Genomic DNA, 18,359 nt, shown 5'->3' with positions numbered 1-18,359 from the left:
TAGCATCTCCAATTGTTGCGGACGTAATTATTATGGTGCGACACTGTGTTTGTTAGCGCCGCGTAAGTAATAGGTTCATTATAGTTAATTAAATGATATTGAAAATGATTATTCGCAGTTCTGGCTAGTGAGTTATCCTTTTTTATCCCTGTATTACAAGCTCTTATGCCGTAATGGTGCTAATTAGCAACAAATTGGTCTAAGGCCAGGGGGAAAGCACAACTATTCACGCAACCGTCGCGGATGGGTATAAATGGTTGAACGTCCGGGTCGACTGAAGCCCACCAGTGTGAGATTACAACGATTGGCAACTTCAACGGCCAGCGAGGTTGCAGCAGAAACGGCAAACAGAATTTCAACGCCGCACATGGCTGACTTTTGTACCATTTCATAACTGGCGCGGCTGGAAACCAGCACGGCACCTTGTTGCCAGGGATTTCTGGCACGCATTCCCAGCAATTTATCCAGCGCGACGTGTCGACCTACGTCTTCACAGCCGCCTTGCAGGTTTCCATCCGGTGAAACCCAGGCGGCGGCGTGAGTACAACCGGTCAACTGCCCTATTTGTTGTACACTCTTCAGCTGTCCCAGTGCCGTATCCAATTGATGTAACGAGAATGTCTGGCTAAACGGGAGTGGTACTACCGGTTTGCCGATTTCCGCCAGTTGCTCCACACCACACACACCACAACCGGTACGTCCATCCATTGCCCGTCTTTGTGCTTTTAAACCGGCAAACCGGCGACTGGACAGTTCAACTTGCACTTCAATACCGTTACACACCGGCACAACATCAATACCATAGATATCCTGCGGCGACTGGATGATGCCTTCAGATAACGAAAATCCCATAGCAAACAGTTCCAGATCTTTTGGCGACGCCATCATGACAACATGCGAGATGCCGTTATAAACCAGTGCTACCGGCACTTCTTCTGCCAGCCAATCCTGTTGTGACTGCTCTAGCGAGCCCTGATGCCATATTGTTTGCTGACACGCTCCCGCAGGTGCCATTTGTCCACTTTCAGCTGAAAAATTATCGTTATTCACCTGTGCTACCCATTTCTGATAACCGTGACGTCATCGTGGCATTATTTCATTGCCTGCATGGGGATGCGAGTTTTTATCCCACAACAGTGAGCGTATCCGCATGATCAGCAATAGCATGCAACAGCGTGAAGATAAATTGTGTGCTGAATCGAAGAGTTATCTTTTTCATCGTGTTGTCGTTATCACAAGCGCATAACATTGCATACAATTTATTCAGTAATTTCTGTTTTACCAATGATGTACCCATTCTATTTTCACTGCGGCATCGCCGCATAACGCGTAAATGCGTAATAAAAAATAGTGCAGCCCAAAGGAGACAGAAATGGCACATGACACGTCAGGAAGCCGGCTTATGTCCGGCGAATATGGATATGCTCTTACTCTGAAAAAACGCTATGACAATTTTATTGGTGGCGCCTGGGTTCCACCGGCTAGCGGAGAATACTACGTTAATCTGACTCCGATAACCGGTCAGCCACTATGTGAAGTTGCCAGCTCCAGTAATAAAGATGTGGATTATGCGCTTGATGCTGCGCATAAAGCCAAGGCGGAATGGGGAGCCATGTCGGCCGCAGAGCGGGCAACGATCTTGAATCGCATTGCTGATCGTATGGAGCAGAATATCGATCTGCTGGCGAGTGCGGAAACCTGGGATAATGGTAAACCGATTCGTGAAACCACTAATGCAGACGTTCCGCTCGGTATTGACCATTTCCGCTACTTTGCCGCCTGTATTCGCGCACAGGAAGGTGCCATCAGTGAAATCGACAAAGACACGGTGGCTTATCACTTCCATGAGCCGCTGGGGGTGGTGGGGCAAATTATTCCCTGGAACTTCCCACTGTTGATGGCCTGCTGGAAAATGGCTCCGGCGCTGGCCGCGGGTAACTGTATCGTGCTGAAACCCGCCAAACTGACACCACTCTCCGTGCTGATGCTGATGGAGCTGATTCAGGATCTGTTACCTCCAGGTGTGCTTAATGTGGTGAACGGTTCCGGTAGTGAGATTGGCGAGTATCTGGCGACATCGCCCCGTATCGCTAAAGTGGCGTTTACCGGCTCGACAGAAGTGGGTCAGCAGATCATGGGTTACGCGGCGCAGAATGTCATCCCGGTAACGTTGGAACTGGGGGGCAAGTCTCCCAATATCTTCTTTGCTGACGTTATGGATAAAGAAGACAGCTTCTTTGACAAGGTTCTTGAAGGGTTTACCCTGTTTGCCTTTAATCAGGGGGAAGTCTGTACCTGTCCGAGCCGTGCGCTGGTGCAGGAATCTATTTATGAACGCTTTATGGAGCGAGCCATCAAGCGAGTGGAAGCTATCCGCGTTGGCAACCCGCTCGATAGCAAAACCATGATGGGGGCGCAGGTTTCTGCCGGTCAGTTGGATACCATCCTTAACTATATTGATATTGGCAAGAAAGAAGGCGCGCGAGTGTTGACGGGGGGAAATCGTAAGACACTGCCTGGCGATTTAACGCAGGGTTACTATCTGGAACCTACCATTCTTTTTGGGGACAACAGCATGCGAGTGTTCCAGGAAGAAATATTTGGTCCGGTACTGGCCGTGACTACCTTCAAAACCATGGATGATGCGCTGGAAATCGCTAATGATACGGTATATGGGTTGGGTGCTGGGGTATGGAGCCGCAATGCCAACATTGCTTATCGTATGGGGCGTGGTATTCAGGCCGGTCGTGTGTGGACCAACTGCTATCATGCCTATCCGGCACATGCGGCGTTTGGAGGGTACAAGCAGTCAGGTATGGGGCGTGAAAACCACAAGATGATGCTGGATCATTATCAGCAAACCAAATGTCTGCTGGTAAGTTACTCCGAGCAGCCGATGGGTCTGTTCTAACGCGGTTTTTCCTTTTCAGGGCTACTTCGGTGGCCCTGATATTTCTCTTCCCCTCTCTACCTCAGCTCGAATCTGATGTTGCGACGTTGAGGTTATGCAATGCAACCGATAAGCTGCACTGATCCCATTGGCGTCATCTCTGTATTGATGAGTCAATACAGCATGTCGCGGAGTTGTGCATGACAGATAAGATCAGGTGGATTGATAATCTGCGGGCAGTGGCCTGCATGATGGTTGTTCTTATCCACAGTACCTCCTGGTATGTTACGACAGGTGGTGAGCCGGGTGACAATTATTGGGAAGTGGCAAATATACTGAATTCTGCTTCACGGGTTTGCGTACCGCTGTTCTTTATGATTTCAGGCTATCTATTTTTTGGGGAACGTCAGGCGCGAGGGAAACATTTTCTGCGTATTGGCTTATGCATTCTGTTTTACAGCGTCGTTGCGCTGCTCTACATGTCAACATTAACTCCGATGAATCCACTCCATGCAATCAACCATATACTACAGAAACCGGTGTTTTATCACTTGTGGTTTTTCTATGCCATCGTCGTGATTTACCTGCTGTCGCCCTTGATTTGTGTGCGGTTGACATCAGTCAGCTATTTGATGGCGGTGATTGTAGTGCTGGCGGTAATCGCGAATCCAAACGCTGGTGACTGGCTGGTCGATGGACGCAAATGGTTTCCGGTGAATCTCTATGTGTCTGGTGACACTTTTTACTATCTGTTATATGCCATAACAGGAAGGGCATTAGGGATGGTGGATATACCACGGAACGTCGCGAGAGCCGCGGTTGGGGTGTTTGTACTGTGTGTGGTGTTGATCGCCGTGGGAACCCGGCAGCAAACAGAAGTTAACGGTGATTTTGCCCAGACTTTCTATACCTACTGTAGTCCGTTGGTGTTTATTGCAGCGACCAGTCTGTTACTTGTTTTCAAAAACTATCTGAATGTACATGTTTCGTCAGGACTGGCGTTGATTTCACGCCATTCGTTGGCGATCTATGGCGTTCATGCACTGGTCATTCATTTTTTGCGCACACACGATCTGGAACTGACCGATTATCCGGTGCTGGATATTGTTTATGTATTTGCTGTCGCCTTAATGGTGAGTCTACTGTTTTCGATGCTGTTACAGCGAGTAGATAAGCGTCGTCTGATTTGCTGATGTCACGGCTCCTGCTGCAAAATACGCAGCTGCGCCCGGCGTAGTTGACGTCCGGATGAAAAACCGGCCATCAAAGCGGCTTTTTCCAGTTTTAGTCCCTGCTGTAACCGCTGCTGTGCCACAGCCACTCGTAGCTGCTCATGATATTCACGTACGCTGATACCTAAATGCGCGCGGAAAAGCCGGGTCAGGTGGCGGCTGCTAACGTGGACTTTGTCGGCAAGCTGCGTGAGTGACAACGCTGCTTCAGGTTCTGCGGATAATATATCCTGTGCTCGGTGGATAACCGGATGAAGGTGATTACGATGCTGTAACCAGGGCGAAAGTTGTTCATCGTTACCAGAACGTCGGAAATAGATCACCATCTCGCGGGCAACGCGGAGCGATTGCTGCGGATCCAGAAAACGGCTAATCAAATGCAGCGAAAGATCGATCCCGGTGGTGATACCGGCACTGGTGTAGACGCCCCGGTCTTCGACAAAAATCCGGTTTGCTTTAATCAACGCCCGCGGTGCTTGTCGGGATAAAGCTTCAATCACATCGTGGTGTGTGGTGCATTGATATCCATCCAGCAGCGTAGCTTGTGCCGCCAGCAACGCACCAGAACAGATGCAAACCAGCGTTATCGTCTGATCCTGCAACATGGGTTTTAGCTGCATCAGCCACTGTCGTGCCACGTCGGCCTGTGGTGTCGAGAAATAACGGCTGGAATCATATACACCGGGAACCACCAGGATACTTTCTGGTGGTAACGTCGGGGGTAAGGGTTGTAAATGGCTCAGCGTCAGTCCGATTGAGCTGATGATATCGGTTTCCGGGCTGATGTAATGCAAATCAAACCGACCCGCAAGTCGCAGGGTTTCTGCCGGACCTGTGACATCCAGGGTTAATACGCCGGGCAACAGCAGAAAATAGACTTGTCGTGTCATGATGTTATTACTCCGCGTGATTAAGTTTTTCCAGGCACTCATCCACGGTACAGATAGCGGCAAAACGGTCAACAAGCACAGTTTCTGTCCGGTGTTTCAGTTGGCTGGCACTAAGGGTTTGCCCACAGTGAGTCATCGGGAATGTCATGGTGGCCTCAGTGACAAACGTTACCTGATAGCCCAAATCAGACGCAACCCGCGCGGTGGTTTCGCAGCATTGTTCGGTGCGTAAGCCTGAAATAATCAGATGATCTATATTTTGTTGCTGTAACCATTCATTCAATCCTGATTCAGTCAGGGCATTGTGCACGTGTTTATGCACCTGGATATCGGGTTGATGGGTCAAAAATGGCAACCGGGTAACATAGCCGGATTCCAGAGAAAACGGTCCTGTATCGGAAACATGAAAAACGTCAACCAGAGAGACACCCAGCCGTTTACAGCCATCGATCAGTCGCCGTATTTCGCTCTGAAAGGCCGGTACATCCTGTTCTTGCCAGAAGGGGCGGTGAAGAAAAGATTCTTGTACATCAATAATTAATAGCGCACTGCGTGACATGGTCTGTCTCCTTATCGTGTTGGTGACAGCCATAATGCGGTAATCATCGAGAGGAAAGAAGGCCAAATCAGGACATAACCAGGCTGAATCAGGACGACTTGATCCCCGCTTTAACGACGTTGCCAGAAATGTTCTTCTTTTTCATTTACAGTGGCTAATGTGTTGCATTCACAACGACTAATTATGTAGCGGCGCGAGCCGCTACAATACAAGCCTGGTGAATTACACCATCAGCGGACTGAGTTGCTGATAAAGTTTCTGGAACGTTTCCCGCTGTTGCGCATAGCTGGCATGGCGCTGCGGATCGGGATAATGGGTTTGTTCCAGCGGGAGTTGTGGTAATAATTGTTCCAGCGGTATTTGTGGGTTGAGTGCGATTTGTGCCAGACGGGCTGCTCCCAGTGCGGGGCCAACATCACCACCAGTACGGTATTCCAGCGTTTTCCCGCTGATGTCTGCCAGCATTTGTCGCCAGTACGCGCTGCGGGCACCACCACCAATCAGCGTGATTCGTTCAGGTTGTAAGCCCGTCATGTGCAGGGCATCCATACCGTCCGCCAGCGCGAATCCAACCCCTTCCAATACGGCGCGAGCCAATTCTGCCGGGCCATGCGAATGTGTCAGTCCCCAAAATGCCCCCTTTGCCTGAGGATTATTATGGGGTGTGCGCTCACCGGATAGATAAGGCAGGAACCAAACCGGCGTCGCCTTTTCATTCACGTGTTGCTCCGCTTCTGCCAGTAGTGCCGCTACGCTGTCAGCACGGGTCAACCGGGCGGCCCAGTCAAGGCAGGAAGCCGCACTGAGCATCACAGACATCAGGTGCCAGGTATCAGGTAGCGCATGGCAGAAACTGTGTACTGCACGCTGGGGATTGCTGAGAAAACCGTCACTGACGGCAAAATAAACCCCTGAAGTTCCCAGTGATAACATGGCTTGACCGGGTTGGTATAATCCCACACCGATAGCGCCTGCCGCGTTGTCTCCTCCGCCAGCGACGACCGGAACGGGTTTCATTCCCCAACGTGCTGCGACATCGGATAGCAAATGACCCGTGATTTGATTGCCTTCATACAGCGTGGGCATCTGGTCTCGGGTAAGAGAACAGGCTTGCAGTAGCGCATCACTCCAGTCCCGTTTGGCGACATCCAGCCACAATGTACCCGCGGCATCGGACATATCACTGGCGAAGTCGCCGGTCATCCGCCAGCGTAAGTAATCTTTTGGGAGTAGCACTTTGTCAATTTTATTGAATATATCGGCCTCATACTCCTGTACCCACTTCAGTTTTGGTGCGGTAAAGCCCGGCATCATCAGGTTACCGGTGATGAGCCGGGAACGGGGCACCAACTGCTCCAGTTCCAGGCATTGTGCGGCACTACGTCCGTCGTTCCACAAAATGGCAGGTCGCAACACGCGTTGCTGCTTGTCCAGCAAGGTGGCGCCGTGCATCTGTCCAGAGAGCCCCAAGGCCTTTACTGTGTGTAAATCATGCTGTGCTGCCAGTGCTCGCATCGCTTCATCAGTGGCCTGCCACCAGTGCTCTGGTTCCTGTTCTGACCACAACGGATGCGGGCGGGAAACGGTCAATGTGGCATGGTGACTGGCGATAACCTCGCCGGTTTCACTCAATAAAATGGCTTTAACGCCTGATGTTCCGAGATCAATACCGATATACATGCGGTGCCTCGCTGTGTTGTTGTCCTATCCTGGTCAGACCGTTTTCTTTCACATTGGGAACGGGATGGTGTTCATTCCCTTTATTACTTATTCATTGCTGACTGATATATACCCGTCATCTTTAGCGTTGTCGGTGCGTGTGCTTCTTTCGGTTACTCGGCCCATCCCTGGGCCTCGTTCCTTTGGGGCCGCTGCCACCTCAGAGGCTGGCTTGAGTAAGCTTCTGGGGATTCGCTGCGTTGCCGCCTTCCTGCAACTCCAATTATTCAGGGTATATAAGCGTTAAGTCAGCGCGTTAATCAAACAGATACTGATTAACCAGATTTTCCAGGCGTTCCTGACGTCCACTCTGGTGATGTGGCGCCAACTGATGACTTTCTGCGTATTTCGAGAGCATTTCCAGAGATGCTTTACCTTGTAGGATTTGTTGCCCCAACTCACTGTTCCAGCCAGCATAGCGTTTGGCAACCAATTGATTAAGCTGGTTATCCTCGATCATGCGAGCGGCAACCTTCAACGATAGCGCCATTGTATCCATCGCACCAATGTGGCCGTAGAACAGGTCATATTTGTCAGTGCTTTGACGGCGGACTTTGGCATCGAAGTTAAGCCCCCCGGTAGTAAACCCTCCGGCTTTGAGGATTTCATGCATTACCAAGGCATTCTCTTCGACACTATTGGGGAATTGATCGGTATCCCAACCTGATTGCGGGTCACCGCGATTGGCATCGACAGAACCGAAAATACCCAGTGCAATGGCCGTTGCAATTTCATGGTGGAAAGTGTGTCCGGCCAATGTCGCATGATTCGCCTCGACGTTAACCTTAATCTCTTTTTCCAGTCCAAACTGTTTCAGGAAACCATAGACTGTGGCGACGTCATAGTCGTACTGATGTTTTGTGGGCTCCTGTGGCTTGGGTTCAATAAGCAATGTCCCCTGGAAACCTATTTTATGTTTGTGTTCCACCACCATCTGCATAAAGCGACCAATCTGTTCACGTTCCTGACGCAGGTCGGTATTCAGCAGTGTCTCATAGCCTTCACGGCCACCCCATAACACATAGTTCTCGCCACCCAGCGTTTTGGTGGCGTTCATGGCGGTGAACACCTGTGTCGCGGCCCAGGCAAACACTTCGGGATCGGGATTGGTCGCGGCCCCGGCCCCATAACGTGGATGGGTAAAGCAGTTTGCAGTTCCCCATAGAAGTTTCACGCCACTTTCCTGCTGCTTGGCTGCCAGAATATCCACCATTTCAGCGAAATTGTTCAGATACTCTTTCAGTGAGTTGCCTTCCGGTGAAACATCCACATCATGAAAACAGTAGTAAGGGGCACCCAGCTTGCTGAGAAACTCAAAGGCGATATCGGCTTTACGTTTTGCCAGGGCCAGGGCGTCACCTGACTGTTGCCACGGACGTTCGAACGCGCCGACACCAAACATGTCGGAACCATTCCAACAGAAAGTATGCCAGTAGCAAACGGCAAAACGCAGATGGTCGGCCATTCGCTTACCAAGAATTTCCTGATCGGGATTGTAATGACGAAAAGCGAATGGATTGGTACTGTTAGTACCCTCAAAACGGACTTTTTCAATTTGATCAAAATAAGCGTGCATTGTGAACTCCTTAGAAACCACCCGTATGACAGTTCGGGACAATGATTCATATTCTGATCTTGCCGTGATTTGCTCAATTACGTTATTTCACACTGAAATTGAGATAATTATTAAATGTGCACTGTGTCGCAAAAATGGACGTCATTAACACTGAATACATTTCGCAAAGTTTGGAATAAGCAGGCTCGGCAACGACAATAAAACATGACCGCTATCAAAAAATAACAATTAAACCAAAAAACATAATTAAGGGATAAAAATCTGTAATTGATGCAAAACAGATTAACGTGAACAATCCTGCTGGTTATTGAAGTTTTGTGTCCTGCATCTATACCCGTCATATTGCACGTTGCAGGTGTCTTAGCTGCCTTTACTCACCTCAGTCACTTACTTCTGTAAGCTTCTGGTGGTTCACCTGGTTGCTGATTTCCTGCTACTCAAATTATTTAAGGTATATATAAAAAAGGTACTCTACGATGAAAGCTAAACACTTTTTACTGTCAGTTTGTGCCGCACTTGCCATAATCGCTCAACCCGGGTTTGCCAAAGAAGTAAAAATAGGTATGGCGATTGATGATTTACGTCTCGAACGTTGGCAAAAAGACCGTGACATCTTTGTACAAAAAGCGGAAGCACAGGGGGCCAAGGTTTTTGTTCAATCGGCAAACGGTAATGAAGAGACTCAGATGGATCAAATAGAAAATATGATCAATCGAGGCGTCGATGTCCTGGTTATTATTCCTTATAACGGTAAGGTATTAAGTAATGTGATTGCAGAAGCCAAACGAGAAGGTATTAAGGTTCTGGCTTATGATCGTATGATAAATAATGCCGACGTGGATTTTTATATTTCCTTTGATAATGAAAAGGTCGGTGAGTTACAAGCGAAATATCTGATAAGCAAAGTACCCCAGGGTAATTATTTTCTGATGGGAGGCTCACCGGTTGATAACAATGCCAAACTTTTCCGGCAAGGGCAGATGAAAGTCTTAAAACCGCTGATTGATAGTGGGAAAATTCATATTGTCGGGGACCAGTGGGTGGATGCCTGGTTACCGGAAAATGCCTTGAAAATTATGGAAAATGCCCTGACGGCCAATAACAATAAAATTGACGCTGTTGTCGCCTCCAATGATGCGACTGCTGGCGGTGCGATTCAGGCACTGTCTGCCCAGGGATTGGCGGGCAAGGTCGCTATATCGGGCCAGGATGCTGACTTGGCGGCCATAAAACGCATTGTAGCCGGTACGCAGACCATGACGGTCTACAAGCCTATCAGCAAGTTGGCACAAGATGCCGCTGATATTGCCGTGGAACTGGGACAAGGGAAAACGCCGAAGTCTAATGCCACACTCAACAATGGCCTGAAAGATATCCCTTCCTTCCTGCTGACACCTATTCCTGTCGATAAATCGAATATTGACAGCACCGTCATTGCTGATGGCTTCCAAAAAAAATCGGATGTCTATAACTGATGCGAATCACTTAAGCGTGATACGCAGGGTGAGTTTGGGGATGGGGTTCATTGAAGTGCTCTCATCCCCGAGCCATCAACACGTTAACTGATTGATAGTAGATGGTTATTGACCGGTTTTTCCTGAGTCAGGGGAGTAGCGTAGTCCTATCAACGATCGGGCTATTCTCATTAGATTTGGCACCTACCTGGTTTTATGGAGGTTGCTATGCCGTGTTTGTTGGAAATGAAAAATATCACCAAGTCATTCGGTGTGGTGAAGGCGGTGGACAATGTCAGCCTGCAATTGGATGCGGGGCAGGTACTGTCACTGTGCGGTGAAAACGGTTCCGGCAAATCCACACTGATGAAAGTGCTGTGCGCGGTTTATCCGTATGGCAGTTATGAAGGCAGTATTACGTTTGCCGGTGATGAGCTGCGAGCAAGTCATATTCGTGACACTGAGCAGAAGGGAATTGCCATTATTCATCAGGAGCTGGCGCTGGTGAAGGGAATGTCCGTACTGGAAAATATTTTCCTGGGTAATGAATGGTCACGTTATGGCGTCATGGACTACGACAACATGTATTTACGCTGCCAGAAAATGCTGGAACAGGTAAAGCTGGATGTCGATCCTCATACCAAAGTTGGAGAACTGGGCTTAGGCCAGCAGCAACTGGTGGAAATTGCCAAAGCGCTGAATAAGCAGGTGCGATTGTTGGTTCTGGATGAACCGACGGCATCTCTGACTGAGCGGGAAACCGCTATTTTACTGGATATTGTGCAGGATTTGCGTCACCACGGTATTGCCTGCATTTATATCTCCCACAAGCTGAATGAAGTGAAGGCTATCTCCGATGTGATTTGTGTCATCCGGGATGGCAAACATATTGGTACTCGTCCGGCAGCGGAACTAAGTGAAGATCAAATCATTGCCATGATGGTGGGGCGGGAACTGACGGAGCTGTATCCGAATGAGCCGCACACTATTGGCGAGGAAATTCTGCGCGTCGAACATCTAACTGCCTGGCATCAGGTTAACCGACATATTCGTCGGGTTGATGATGTCTCTTTTGCCCTGCATCGTGGCGAAGTTCTGGGGATAGCCGGGTTGGTGGGTTCTGGTCGAACGGAAACCGTCCAGTGTCTATTCGGTTCTTATCCCGGCCATTGGCAGGGTGAAATCTATCTTCAGGGGAAACGTGTCACTATCAGTCATTGCCGTCAAGCAATGGCGCTGGGTATCGCCATGGTGCCAGAAGACCGTAAAAAAGATGGCATTATTCCGGTGATGAGCGTAGCGCAGAATATTACGTTGGCGGCGCTTGATCAGTTTACGGGGCCTTTTTCGATACTGAATGATGCCCAGGAACAAAACACGTTACGGGAGTCAATCGCTAACCTGAAGGTCAAAACGGTATCACCGGAACTCGCCATTGCCCGTCTTAGCGGTGGGAACCAGCAAAAAGCAGTATTGGCGAAGTGCTTATTGTTAGAACCAAAAATCCTGATTCTCGATGAACCGACGCGGGGAATCGATATCGGTGCAAAATACGAAATATATAAACTTATCAATCAGTTGGTTAAGCAACAGATCGCCGTCATTGTCATATCTTCCGAACTGCCAGAAGTGCTGGGCCTGAGTGATCGGGTTCTGGTTATGCACCAGGGGCGTATCAAAGCTGATTTACCTAATCATGATTTGACTCAGGAACAGGTAATGGAAGCTGCATTAAGGAGTGAGCATCATGCTGAAAACGTCGTTGTCTGATCGGCATAACGCCATCGTAGCACCGGAATCGGTACTACATCGTCTAAAACATATCAATCTGCAGGTTTACGTCATGATCGCCGCTATCATTGTGATCATGCTCTTTTTTACGTTTATGACCGAGGGGTCTTACCTTAGCGCACGCAATATTTCCAATCTTCTGCGCCAGACGTCAATTACCGGCATTCTGGCGGTGGGTATGGTATTCGTGATTATCTCCGCAGAAATCGATTTGTCGGTGGGGTCGATGATGGGGTTATTGGGCGGAGTGGCGGCTATCTTTGATGTCTGGTTTGGCTGGCCGTTGCCTTTGACTATTATCGTGACGCTGTTGCTGGGGTTGCTGTTAGGTGCCTGGAACGGCTGGTGGGTCGCTTATCGCAAAGTGCCCTCTTTTATTGTCACGCTGGCGGGGATGCTGGCGTTTCGCGGGGCGCTGATTGGGATTACCAATGGTACGACCGTTGCCCCTATCAGTACGGCAATGTCTCAAATTGGTCAAAGTTACCTGCCATCGGGTATCGGTTTTATACTGGGTGCTCTGGGGCTGATACTGTTTGTTTTGTGGCAATGGCGTCAACGTCGTCACCGCATGCATCTTGGTTTACCGGTTGTCGCTGCTGCGGGTGATGTCACTCGTCAGGCATTCACTGCCGTGATTGTACTGGGCGCGGTTTATCTCCTGAATGATTATCGGGGAGTACCGACACCGGTTCTGCTATTAACCTTGATCATGCTGGCCGGGATTTTTATGGCAACCCGCACCGCTTTCGGACGTCGTATCTATGCAGTTGGCGGTAATCTGGATGCGGCTCGTCTGTCTGGGATCAACGTGGAACGCAACAAGATGGCCGTATTTGCCATTAATGGCCTGATGGTGGCGGTCGCCGGGTTAGTACTCAGTTCTCGTCTTGGTGCCGGTTCCCCGTCAGCCGGGAATATTGCCGAGCTGGATGCTATCGCGGCCTGTGTGATTGGTGGAACCAGTCTTGCTGGCGGAGTGGGTAGTGTTGCTGGTGCGGTGATGGGGGCCTTTATCATGGCATCACTGGATAATGGCATGAGCATGCTGGATGTCCCAACATTCTGGCAGTATATCGTGAAGGGTGGCATTTTATTACTGGCTGTGTGGATGGATACTGCTACCAAGAGAATTGTCTGATTTAACGGTATTAATGGCAGGAAATTCGTGGCGACTCGCAATAATAAGGAAATTATTTGGGGTCGTCGGGTAGCTGTGCTATTCAGAATGACACAATTCCGGATGGAAAATCATCATCATGTTTGAGAAACGCTATCGTATTACGTTGCTGTTCAATGCGAATAAAGTGTATGACCGGCAGGTTGTAGAAGGTGTGGGTGAATACCTCCAGGCCTCTCAATGTGACTGGGATATCTTCATTGAAGAGGATTTTCATTGTCGAATAGACAATATCAAAGATTGGCTTGGTGATGGGGTTATTGCTGATTTTGACGACAAGGAGATCGTCGAGTTGTTAGCGGGAGTGAATATCCCCTTGGTCGGTGTAGGTGGATCTTATCATAATCTGGCCGATTACCCGTCGGTACACTACATTGCCACCGATAATTACGCCCTGGTTGAAAGTGCATTTATGCATCTGAAAAATAAGGGATTAAATCGTTTTGCCTTTTATGGTTTACCGGCATCGGTGGGGAAAGGATGGGCGCAGGAACGTGAGTATGCTTTTCGTCAGTTGGTTGCTTCGGAGCGGTATCAGGGGGTGGTTTATCAGGGTATGGAAACGACACCGGACAACTGGCAGTATGCGCAAAACCGTCTGGCTGACTGGGTACAAACATTACCGTTGCAAACCGGCATCATTGCGGTTACTGATTCTCGTGCTCGCCATCTGTTGCAGGTCTGTGAACATTTGAATATCGCTGTGCCGGAAAAGTTGTGTGTCATTGGTATTGATAATGAAGAACTGACCCGCTACCTGTCTCGTATCGCATTGTCCTCTGTCGCTCAGGGAACCCGACAGATGGGATACCAGGCGGCAAAATTGCTGCATCAATTGTTGAATAACCATAACCTGCCATTGCAACGTACTCTGGTACGGCCAGTCAGGGTGGTTGAACGTCGTTCTACGGACTACCGCTCGGTACACGATCCGGCGGTCATTCAAGCAATGCATTTTATTCGTTATCACGCCTGTAAAGGCATTAAGGTCGAGCAGGTTCTGGATGCGGTAGGATTGTCCCGCTCTAATTTGGAAAAGCGCTTCAAGGATGAGATGGAACAGACCATTCATGGGGTAATTCACGAAGAAAAGCTGGATCGTGCTCGTAATCTTTTGATCTCGACCTCTATTTCGATCAATGAGATCTCTCTAATGTGCGGTTATCCGTCCCTACCTTATTTCTATTCGGTTTTTAAAAAAGGCTACAGTGTGACACCCAAGGAATATCGGGATCGTTACGGGGAAGTCGATTACAGTGATTGACTCAGAATAATGCCATACGCGGTCATTCAGACCGCGCAACGTATTGATTATGCTGGCGCACGCCAGTAATCATAATCAATATGCTCCACCTGGAAATTGGCGTCGGCGTTGTCGCCAGTGAGACGACTGGCAATGGTAAAGGCGAAATCAAACGCCACACCGAGTCCTTTGCCGCTGATCAGGTTACCGTCTTCCACCACTTTCTGGTCTACATAGACACCATCGGTAACATCCTGCCACAGGTCGCCCGAACACACATAGCGGCGTCCTTTCAGCAGGTTGTTGCCACCCAGCACGCGGGCTGCGGCAGAACATAACGGGCAGATGAGCTTTTGGGCTGCATCGTGGCGGCGAATAAACTCTACAACCAGCGGATTTGCTGCCAGATTGGCGGTTCCCTGTGGGCCACCAGGGATGACTATCGCATCAAACAGGATGTCCATGTTTCTTTCCAGTAACGCATCCGCAAACATACGGATATTGTGATAGCTGCGTAGTTCCAACATGTCCTGGCAGGACAGTGTCTCAACCTTCAGTTTCATGCGATGCAGCACATCAATCACCATAACCGCTTCTGCCTCTTCAAACCCAGGGGCCAGTAGAACGGCGACTTTCTTAGACATAGCATCTCCAGCAATATGCAAGGGGGGAACAATTCATCACACGAAGGATAGCAAAGAAAATCGAATAAAATGAAACAAGGTTTTATTATTGTATGGCGCGTCTCGTAACCGATTTTTGCTACTTAGACTGGCGGAAAAATCGCGTTATACTCACGCGCTTGGCCATTGTTCTGCCGAAACCTTCGTTGTCGCCATTTTCGGTCGAGGACGTGATGCTGACGGGTTTATGGTTAAACAACCTTCACGAACCCAGATAAGTGTAAAACGTCACCATTATCGCTGATCGCCTGCCAGCCATAAATGTAGTCGCGGTAACCCGTGCTGACGGGAATGAATTTTTTTCCTTAAAATGCGACTCCTCTCTTCCGGTTCAGCAGAAAAGATGCTTAAATTATCACTCACAAATTTTGCATAAATATGCATTGTGAAGGTGCGGCATCTGTTGTGACGATCAGCATAGAAAACGTCGTCAACCCGCCCCGTCTTCTCCTAATGTATTGCGTAACCTGGTGGTGAAGCGGCTAAGCTTAATACCATCGAACTTCGAGCAGGGATTAATAGTTATGACGACGATTCTGAAACATCTTCCGATTGGTGAACGTATCGGTATTGCTTTTTCCGGTGGTCTGGATACCAGTGCGGCATTGCTCTGGATGCGTCAGAAAGGCGCAGTACCTTATGCTTATACGGCGAATCTGGGACAACCAGATGAAGACGATTACGAGGCTATTCCCCGCCGGGCGATGGAGTATGGCGCAGAAAATGCCCGGTTGATCGATTGTCGTAAACAACTGGTGGCCGAGGGAATTGCCGCTATCCAGTGTGGCGCGTTTCATAATACCACCGCAGGCATCACCTATTTTAATACTACCCCGTTGGGGCGTGCTGTAACCGGTACCATGCTGGTGGCTGCGATGAAAGAAGATGGTGTGAATATCTGGGGTGATGGCAGCACGTATAAAGGTAACGATATTGAGCGCTTCTACCGTTATGGTCTGCTGACCAATGCGGAGTTGAAAATCTACAAACCATGGCTGGATACGGATTTTATTGATGAGCTGGGTGGTCGTCAGGAAATGTCCGAGTTTATGGTCAACGCGGGTTTTCATTACAAGATGTCTGCGGAAAAAGCCTACTCGACTGATTCCAACATGCTGGGTGCCACGCACGAAGCGAAGGATCTGGAATTCCTGAACTCCAGTGTGAAGATTGTGAACCCGATTATGGGGGTGAAGTTCTGGGACGAGAGTGTGAAGGTGTCCGCAGAAGAGGTCGTGGTCCGTTTTGAGCGTGGCTATCCGGTGGCCTTGAACGGTAAAACGTTCAACGATGACGTTGAGTTAATGATGGAAGCCAACCGTATTGGTGGTCGTCACGGCCTGGGTATGAGTGATCAGATTGAAAACCGGATCATTGAAGCGAAGAGCCGCGGTATTTACGAGGCCCCGGGAATGGCGCTGCTACACATCGCTTATGAACGTCTGGTAACCGGTATCCATAATGAAGACACCATTGAGCAGTACCATGCCCATGGTCGCCAGTTGGGACGTTTATTGTACCAGGGGCGCTGGTTTGACCCGCAGGCATTGATGCTGCGTGATGCTTTACAGCGTTGGGTCGCCAGTGAAATTACGGGTGAAGTGACGGTTGAACTGCGTCGCGGCAACGATTACTCCATCCTGAATACCGTGTCTGACAATCTGACTTATCAGCCAGAACGCCTGACGATGGAAAAAGGTGAGTCGGTTTTCTCCCCAGATGATCGTATCGGCCAATTGACCATGCGTAATCTGGACATTACTGATACGCGTGAAAAACTACTCAATTACGTGGAAACCGGTCTGATTTCTTCTGGTAGCGCAGGTTTACCCCAGGTAGAAAATCACGATCTGCTACAGGATAAATCGAAGAAATAACCGGCCGTTATACTGAAAAAAATCATCAAGGGCATATTTCAATATGCCCTTTTTATTGGTCTAAACTGGATTTTATCTTACTGATTTTATTTGTTTTTTTAATTTTGAGTGTTCATTGCTGCAATAGTAACTTCATACTATGCTGTTTTCAGCAATTCAGGACAAAAAAGGAAATCTGTTTATTGGCAAAGTACCTGGAAAAATTTATATCAGAACATGCTGGAAATCGTTACTAAACACGGTAGGTTTCAATAGGCGAGAAGGTGGCAACCGGGTGAATTCTCAGGGGCTGATGCAAGTCAAGGATGTCCGGGTAACGGAGGGTAGGTCTCGCACCTGTAACGTGAAAGATGATAGGTATAAACGAAAAGTGGCGATATCCCCCATGCTGTGGGTATAGCGGGTGACGTCACTCTTCAGCGGGATAAAAAAAGCCCTTGAAAAGGGCCGTTGATAACAGGCTAAGCATATAACGAATTAATTACATAGGTTTTGAATGTTATCCAATAAAACGGCGCGAGAAAAAATATGACGTTGTTTGCCAAAAATAATATCAAAGCTCATGTTGTTCATTGTCCGAGGCCGTTCTTTGTCTGAAAACACAGACTTACGATATTTTAGAGGCGGTATTTTATAGGTTTTGGTAAAGCAGCGGGAAAAATGAGGCAGGGATGAAAAACCACAAGCATAACAGATGTCTGTTAATGACCAGTTCGGCGAAATATGAATGATTTCCTTTGCCAGAGTGATGCGCACACGCCATATCCAGCGCATAGGAGTAATATTATAGACTTGGTTGAATAGCCGACAGATATCAAACTTGGATTTGCCACTGACCATTTCCAGCTGATCGAGAGTGATATTGTTGCCAATATTATCGATAATATAGTCAATGATACTGGCTAGATTAGTCGCCTTATTATTCACCTCCAATGCTTTTCTTAAGTTAGGGTGGCGTCGATACATATCCTGAATGAGGTTGTTATTGAAGCTTTCATTATCTAGTGCGGGTGTGTGAGCGTGTAGTATATTCATGGCATTATCCCAAAAAAATTAATTTCCTTTATCTGGACCTGTTAATCACAAATACCAGTAACAGCGGTGAAATCCAGTTGTTAATTATTGTCAATACAGTAATTGCAGATAAATTAACGCAAATAGTGTGCCATTCTTGTAACGGCGATTTTTATGGGAATACATAATGGATATTTTATGAATTGTCCCATTGCTGGGATTTGTCATTGCGATATTGGGACGCCTTGTCT

Annotated in this window: 14 protein-coding genes; 7 read left to right on the top strand and 7 right to left on the bottom strand. The window is 48.5% G+C overall.

From position 1 onward, the window contains the following. Positions 1–222: 222 nt before the first annotated feature. Entirely contained in the window at positions 223–1,014 is a 792-nt protein-coding gene (fdhD, locus tag CWC46_RS01380; protein ID WP_021013955.1) for a formate dehydrogenase accessory sulfurtransferase FdhD, read from the bottom strand. Between the two features lie 358 nt (positions 1,015–1,372). Here fdhD and exaC point away from each other — a divergent pair, with 358 nt between their 5' ends. Both exaC and CWC46_RS01370 read left to right on the top strand, forming a co-directional pair. Further along, complete coding sequence (exaC, locus tag CWC46_RS01375; protein ID WP_021013956.1) at positions 1,373–2,911, top strand: acetaldehyde dehydrogenase ExaC; 1,539 nt, start codon at positions 1,373–1,375, stop codon at positions 2,909–2,911. Positions 2,912–3,090: 179 nt separating this feature from the next. Continuing rightward, positions 3,091–4,083, top strand: a complete 993-nt coding sequence (locus CWC46_RS01370) for an acyltransferase (protein WP_021013957.1) — start codon at positions 3,091–3,093, stop codon at positions 4,081–4,083. 2 nt (positions 4,084–4,085) lie between these two features. Here CWC46_RS01370 and CWC46_RS01365 read toward each other — a convergent pair whose 3' ends face one another. The 4 genes from CWC46_RS01365 to xylA form a co-directional block, all read right to left on the bottom strand. Then, positions 4,086–5,012: a GlxA family transcriptional regulator gene (locus CWC46_RS01365; RefSeq protein ID WP_021013958.1), complete on the bottom strand. Its 927-nt coding sequence runs from the start codon at positions 5,010–5,012 to the stop codon at positions 4,086–4,088. A 7-nt stretch (positions 5,013–5,019) separates the two neighbouring features. Next, positions 5,020–5,571 carry an isochorismatase family protein gene (locus tag CWC46_RS01360; protein WP_021013959.1) on the bottom strand — a complete coding sequence of 184 codons (552 nt, stop codon included), beginning with the start codon at positions 5,569–5,571 and terminating at the stop codon, positions 5,020–5,022. Between the two features lie 222 nt (positions 5,572–5,793). Next, entirely contained in the window at positions 5,794–7,251 is a 1,458-nt protein-coding gene (gene xylB, locus CWC46_RS01355) for a xylulokinase (protein ID WP_021013960.1), read from the bottom strand. A gap of 295 nt (positions 7,252–7,546) precedes the next feature. Then, positions 7,547–8,866, bottom strand: coding sequence for a xylose isomerase (gene xylA / locus CWC46_RS01345; protein ID WP_021013961.1), 1,320 nt, complete (start codon positions 8,864–8,866; stop codon positions 7,547–7,549). 476 nt (positions 8,867–9,342) lie between these two features. Between xylA and xylF the strand changes: the two genes are divergently transcribed. From xylF to xylR, 4 genes are all read left to right on the top strand, one after another. After that, a complete protein-coding gene (xylF, locus tag CWC46_RS01340) occupies positions 9,343–10,341 on the top strand; it encodes a D-xylose ABC transporter substrate-binding protein (protein ID WP_021013962.1) in 999 nt (332 codons plus the stop codon). Positions 10,342–10,548: 207 nt separating this feature from the next. Then, a complete protein-coding gene (locus tag CWC46_RS01335) occupies positions 10,549–12,090 on the top strand; it encodes a xylose ABC transporter ATP-binding protein (protein ID WP_021013963.1) in 1,542 nt (513 codons plus the stop codon). After that, positions 12,068–13,252: a xylose ABC transporter permease XylH gene (gene xylH / locus CWC46_RS01330; RefSeq protein WP_021013964.1), complete on the top strand. Its 1,185-nt coding sequence runs from the start codon at positions 12,068–12,070 to the stop codon at positions 13,250–13,252. The genes CWC46_RS01335 and xylH overlap by 23 nt, the downstream gene beginning before the upstream one ends. A 118-nt stretch (positions 13,253–13,370) precedes the next feature. Then, a complete protein-coding gene (xylR, locus tag CWC46_RS01325) occupies positions 13,371–14,555 on the top strand; it encodes a D-xylose utilization transcriptional activator XylR (RefSeq protein ID WP_021013965.1) in 1,185 nt (394 codons plus the stop codon). Positions 14,556–14,602: 47 nt separating this feature from the next. Here the strand turns inward: xylR and CWC46_RS01320 are convergent, their stop codons facing one another. Continuing rightward, positions 14,603–15,178, bottom strand: a complete 576-nt coding sequence (locus CWC46_RS01320; RefSeq protein ID WP_021013966.1) for a DJ-1/PfpI family protein — start codon at positions 15,176–15,178, stop codon at positions 14,603–14,605. 563 nt (positions 15,179–15,741) lie between these two features. On the opposite strand from CWC46_RS01320, the gene argG reads away from it, so the two are divergent. Further along, positions 15,742–17,094, top strand: coding sequence for an argininosuccinate synthase (argG, locus tag CWC46_RS01315; RefSeq protein ID WP_021013967.1), 1,353 nt, complete (start codon positions 15,742–15,744; stop codon positions 17,092–17,094). 477 nt (positions 17,095–17,571) lie between these two features. On the opposite strand, the gene CWC46_RS01310 is transcribed toward argG, so the two are convergent. Further along, complete coding sequence (locus CWC46_RS01310; protein ID WP_021013968.1) at positions 17,572–18,129, bottom strand: helix-turn-helix transcriptional regulator; 558 nt, start codon at positions 18,127–18,129, stop codon at positions 17,572–17,574. Between the last annotated feature and the right edge of the window lie 230 nt (positions 18,130–18,359).

Origin of the sequence: Prodigiosinella confusarubida (assembly GCF_002847015.1) — a bacterium.
GTDB classification, from domain to species: Bacteria; Pseudomonadota; Gammaproteobacteria; order Enterobacterales; family Enterobacteriaceae; genus Prodigiosinella; species Prodigiosinella aquatilis.
This window is presented reverse-complemented; position numbering and strand designations above follow the sequence as displayed.

Coding starts and splice junctions, on each gene's coding strand:
- fdhD (WP_021013955.1), bottom strand. CDS start 1,014: ATGGCACCTGCGGGAGCGTGTCAGCAAACAATATGGCATCAGGGCTCG.
- exaC (WP_021013956.1), top strand. CDS start 1,373: ATGGCACATGACACGTCAGGAAGCCGGCTTATGTCCGGCGAATATGGA.
- CWC46_RS01370 (WP_021013957.1), top strand. CDS start 3,091: ATGACAGATAAGATCAGGTGGATTGATAATCTGCGGGCAGTGGCCTGC.
- CWC46_RS01365 (WP_021013958.1), bottom strand. CDS start 5,012: ATGACACGACAAGTCTATTTTCTGCTGTTGCCCGGCGTATTAACCCTG.
- CWC46_RS01360 (WP_021013959.1), bottom strand. CDS start 5,571: ATGTCACGCAGTGCGCTATTAATTATTGATGTACAAGAATCTTTTCTT.
- xylB (WP_021013960.1), bottom strand. CDS start 7,251: ATGTATATCGGTATTGATCTCGGAACATCAGGCGTTAAAGCCATTTTA.
- xylA (WP_021013961.1), bottom strand. CDS start 8,866: ATGCACGCTTATTTTGATCAAATTGAAAAAGTCCGTTTTGAGGGTACT.
- xylF (WP_021013962.1), top strand. CDS start 9,343: ATGAAAGCTAAACACTTTTTACTGTCAGTTTGTGCCGCACTTGCCATA.
- CWC46_RS01335 (WP_021013963.1), top strand. CDS start 10,549: ATGCCGTGTTTGTTGGAAATGAAAAATATCACCAAGTCATTCGGTGTG.
- xylH (WP_021013964.1), top strand. CDS start 12,068: ATGCTGAAAACGTCGTTGTCTGATCGGCATAACGCCATCGTAGCACCG.
- xylR (WP_021013965.1), top strand. CDS start 13,371: ATGTTTGAGAAACGCTATCGTATTACGTTGCTGTTCAATGCGAATAAA.
- CWC46_RS01320 (WP_021013966.1), bottom strand. CDS start 15,178: ATGTCTAAGAAAGTCGCCGTTCTACTGGCCCCTGGGTTTGAAGAGGCA.
- argG (WP_021013967.1), top strand. CDS start 15,742: ATGACGACGATTCTGAAACATCTTCCGATTGGTGAACGTATCGGTATT.
- CWC46_RS01310 (WP_021013968.1), bottom strand. CDS start 18,129: ATGAATATACTACACGCTCACACACCCGCACTAGATAATGAAAGCTTC.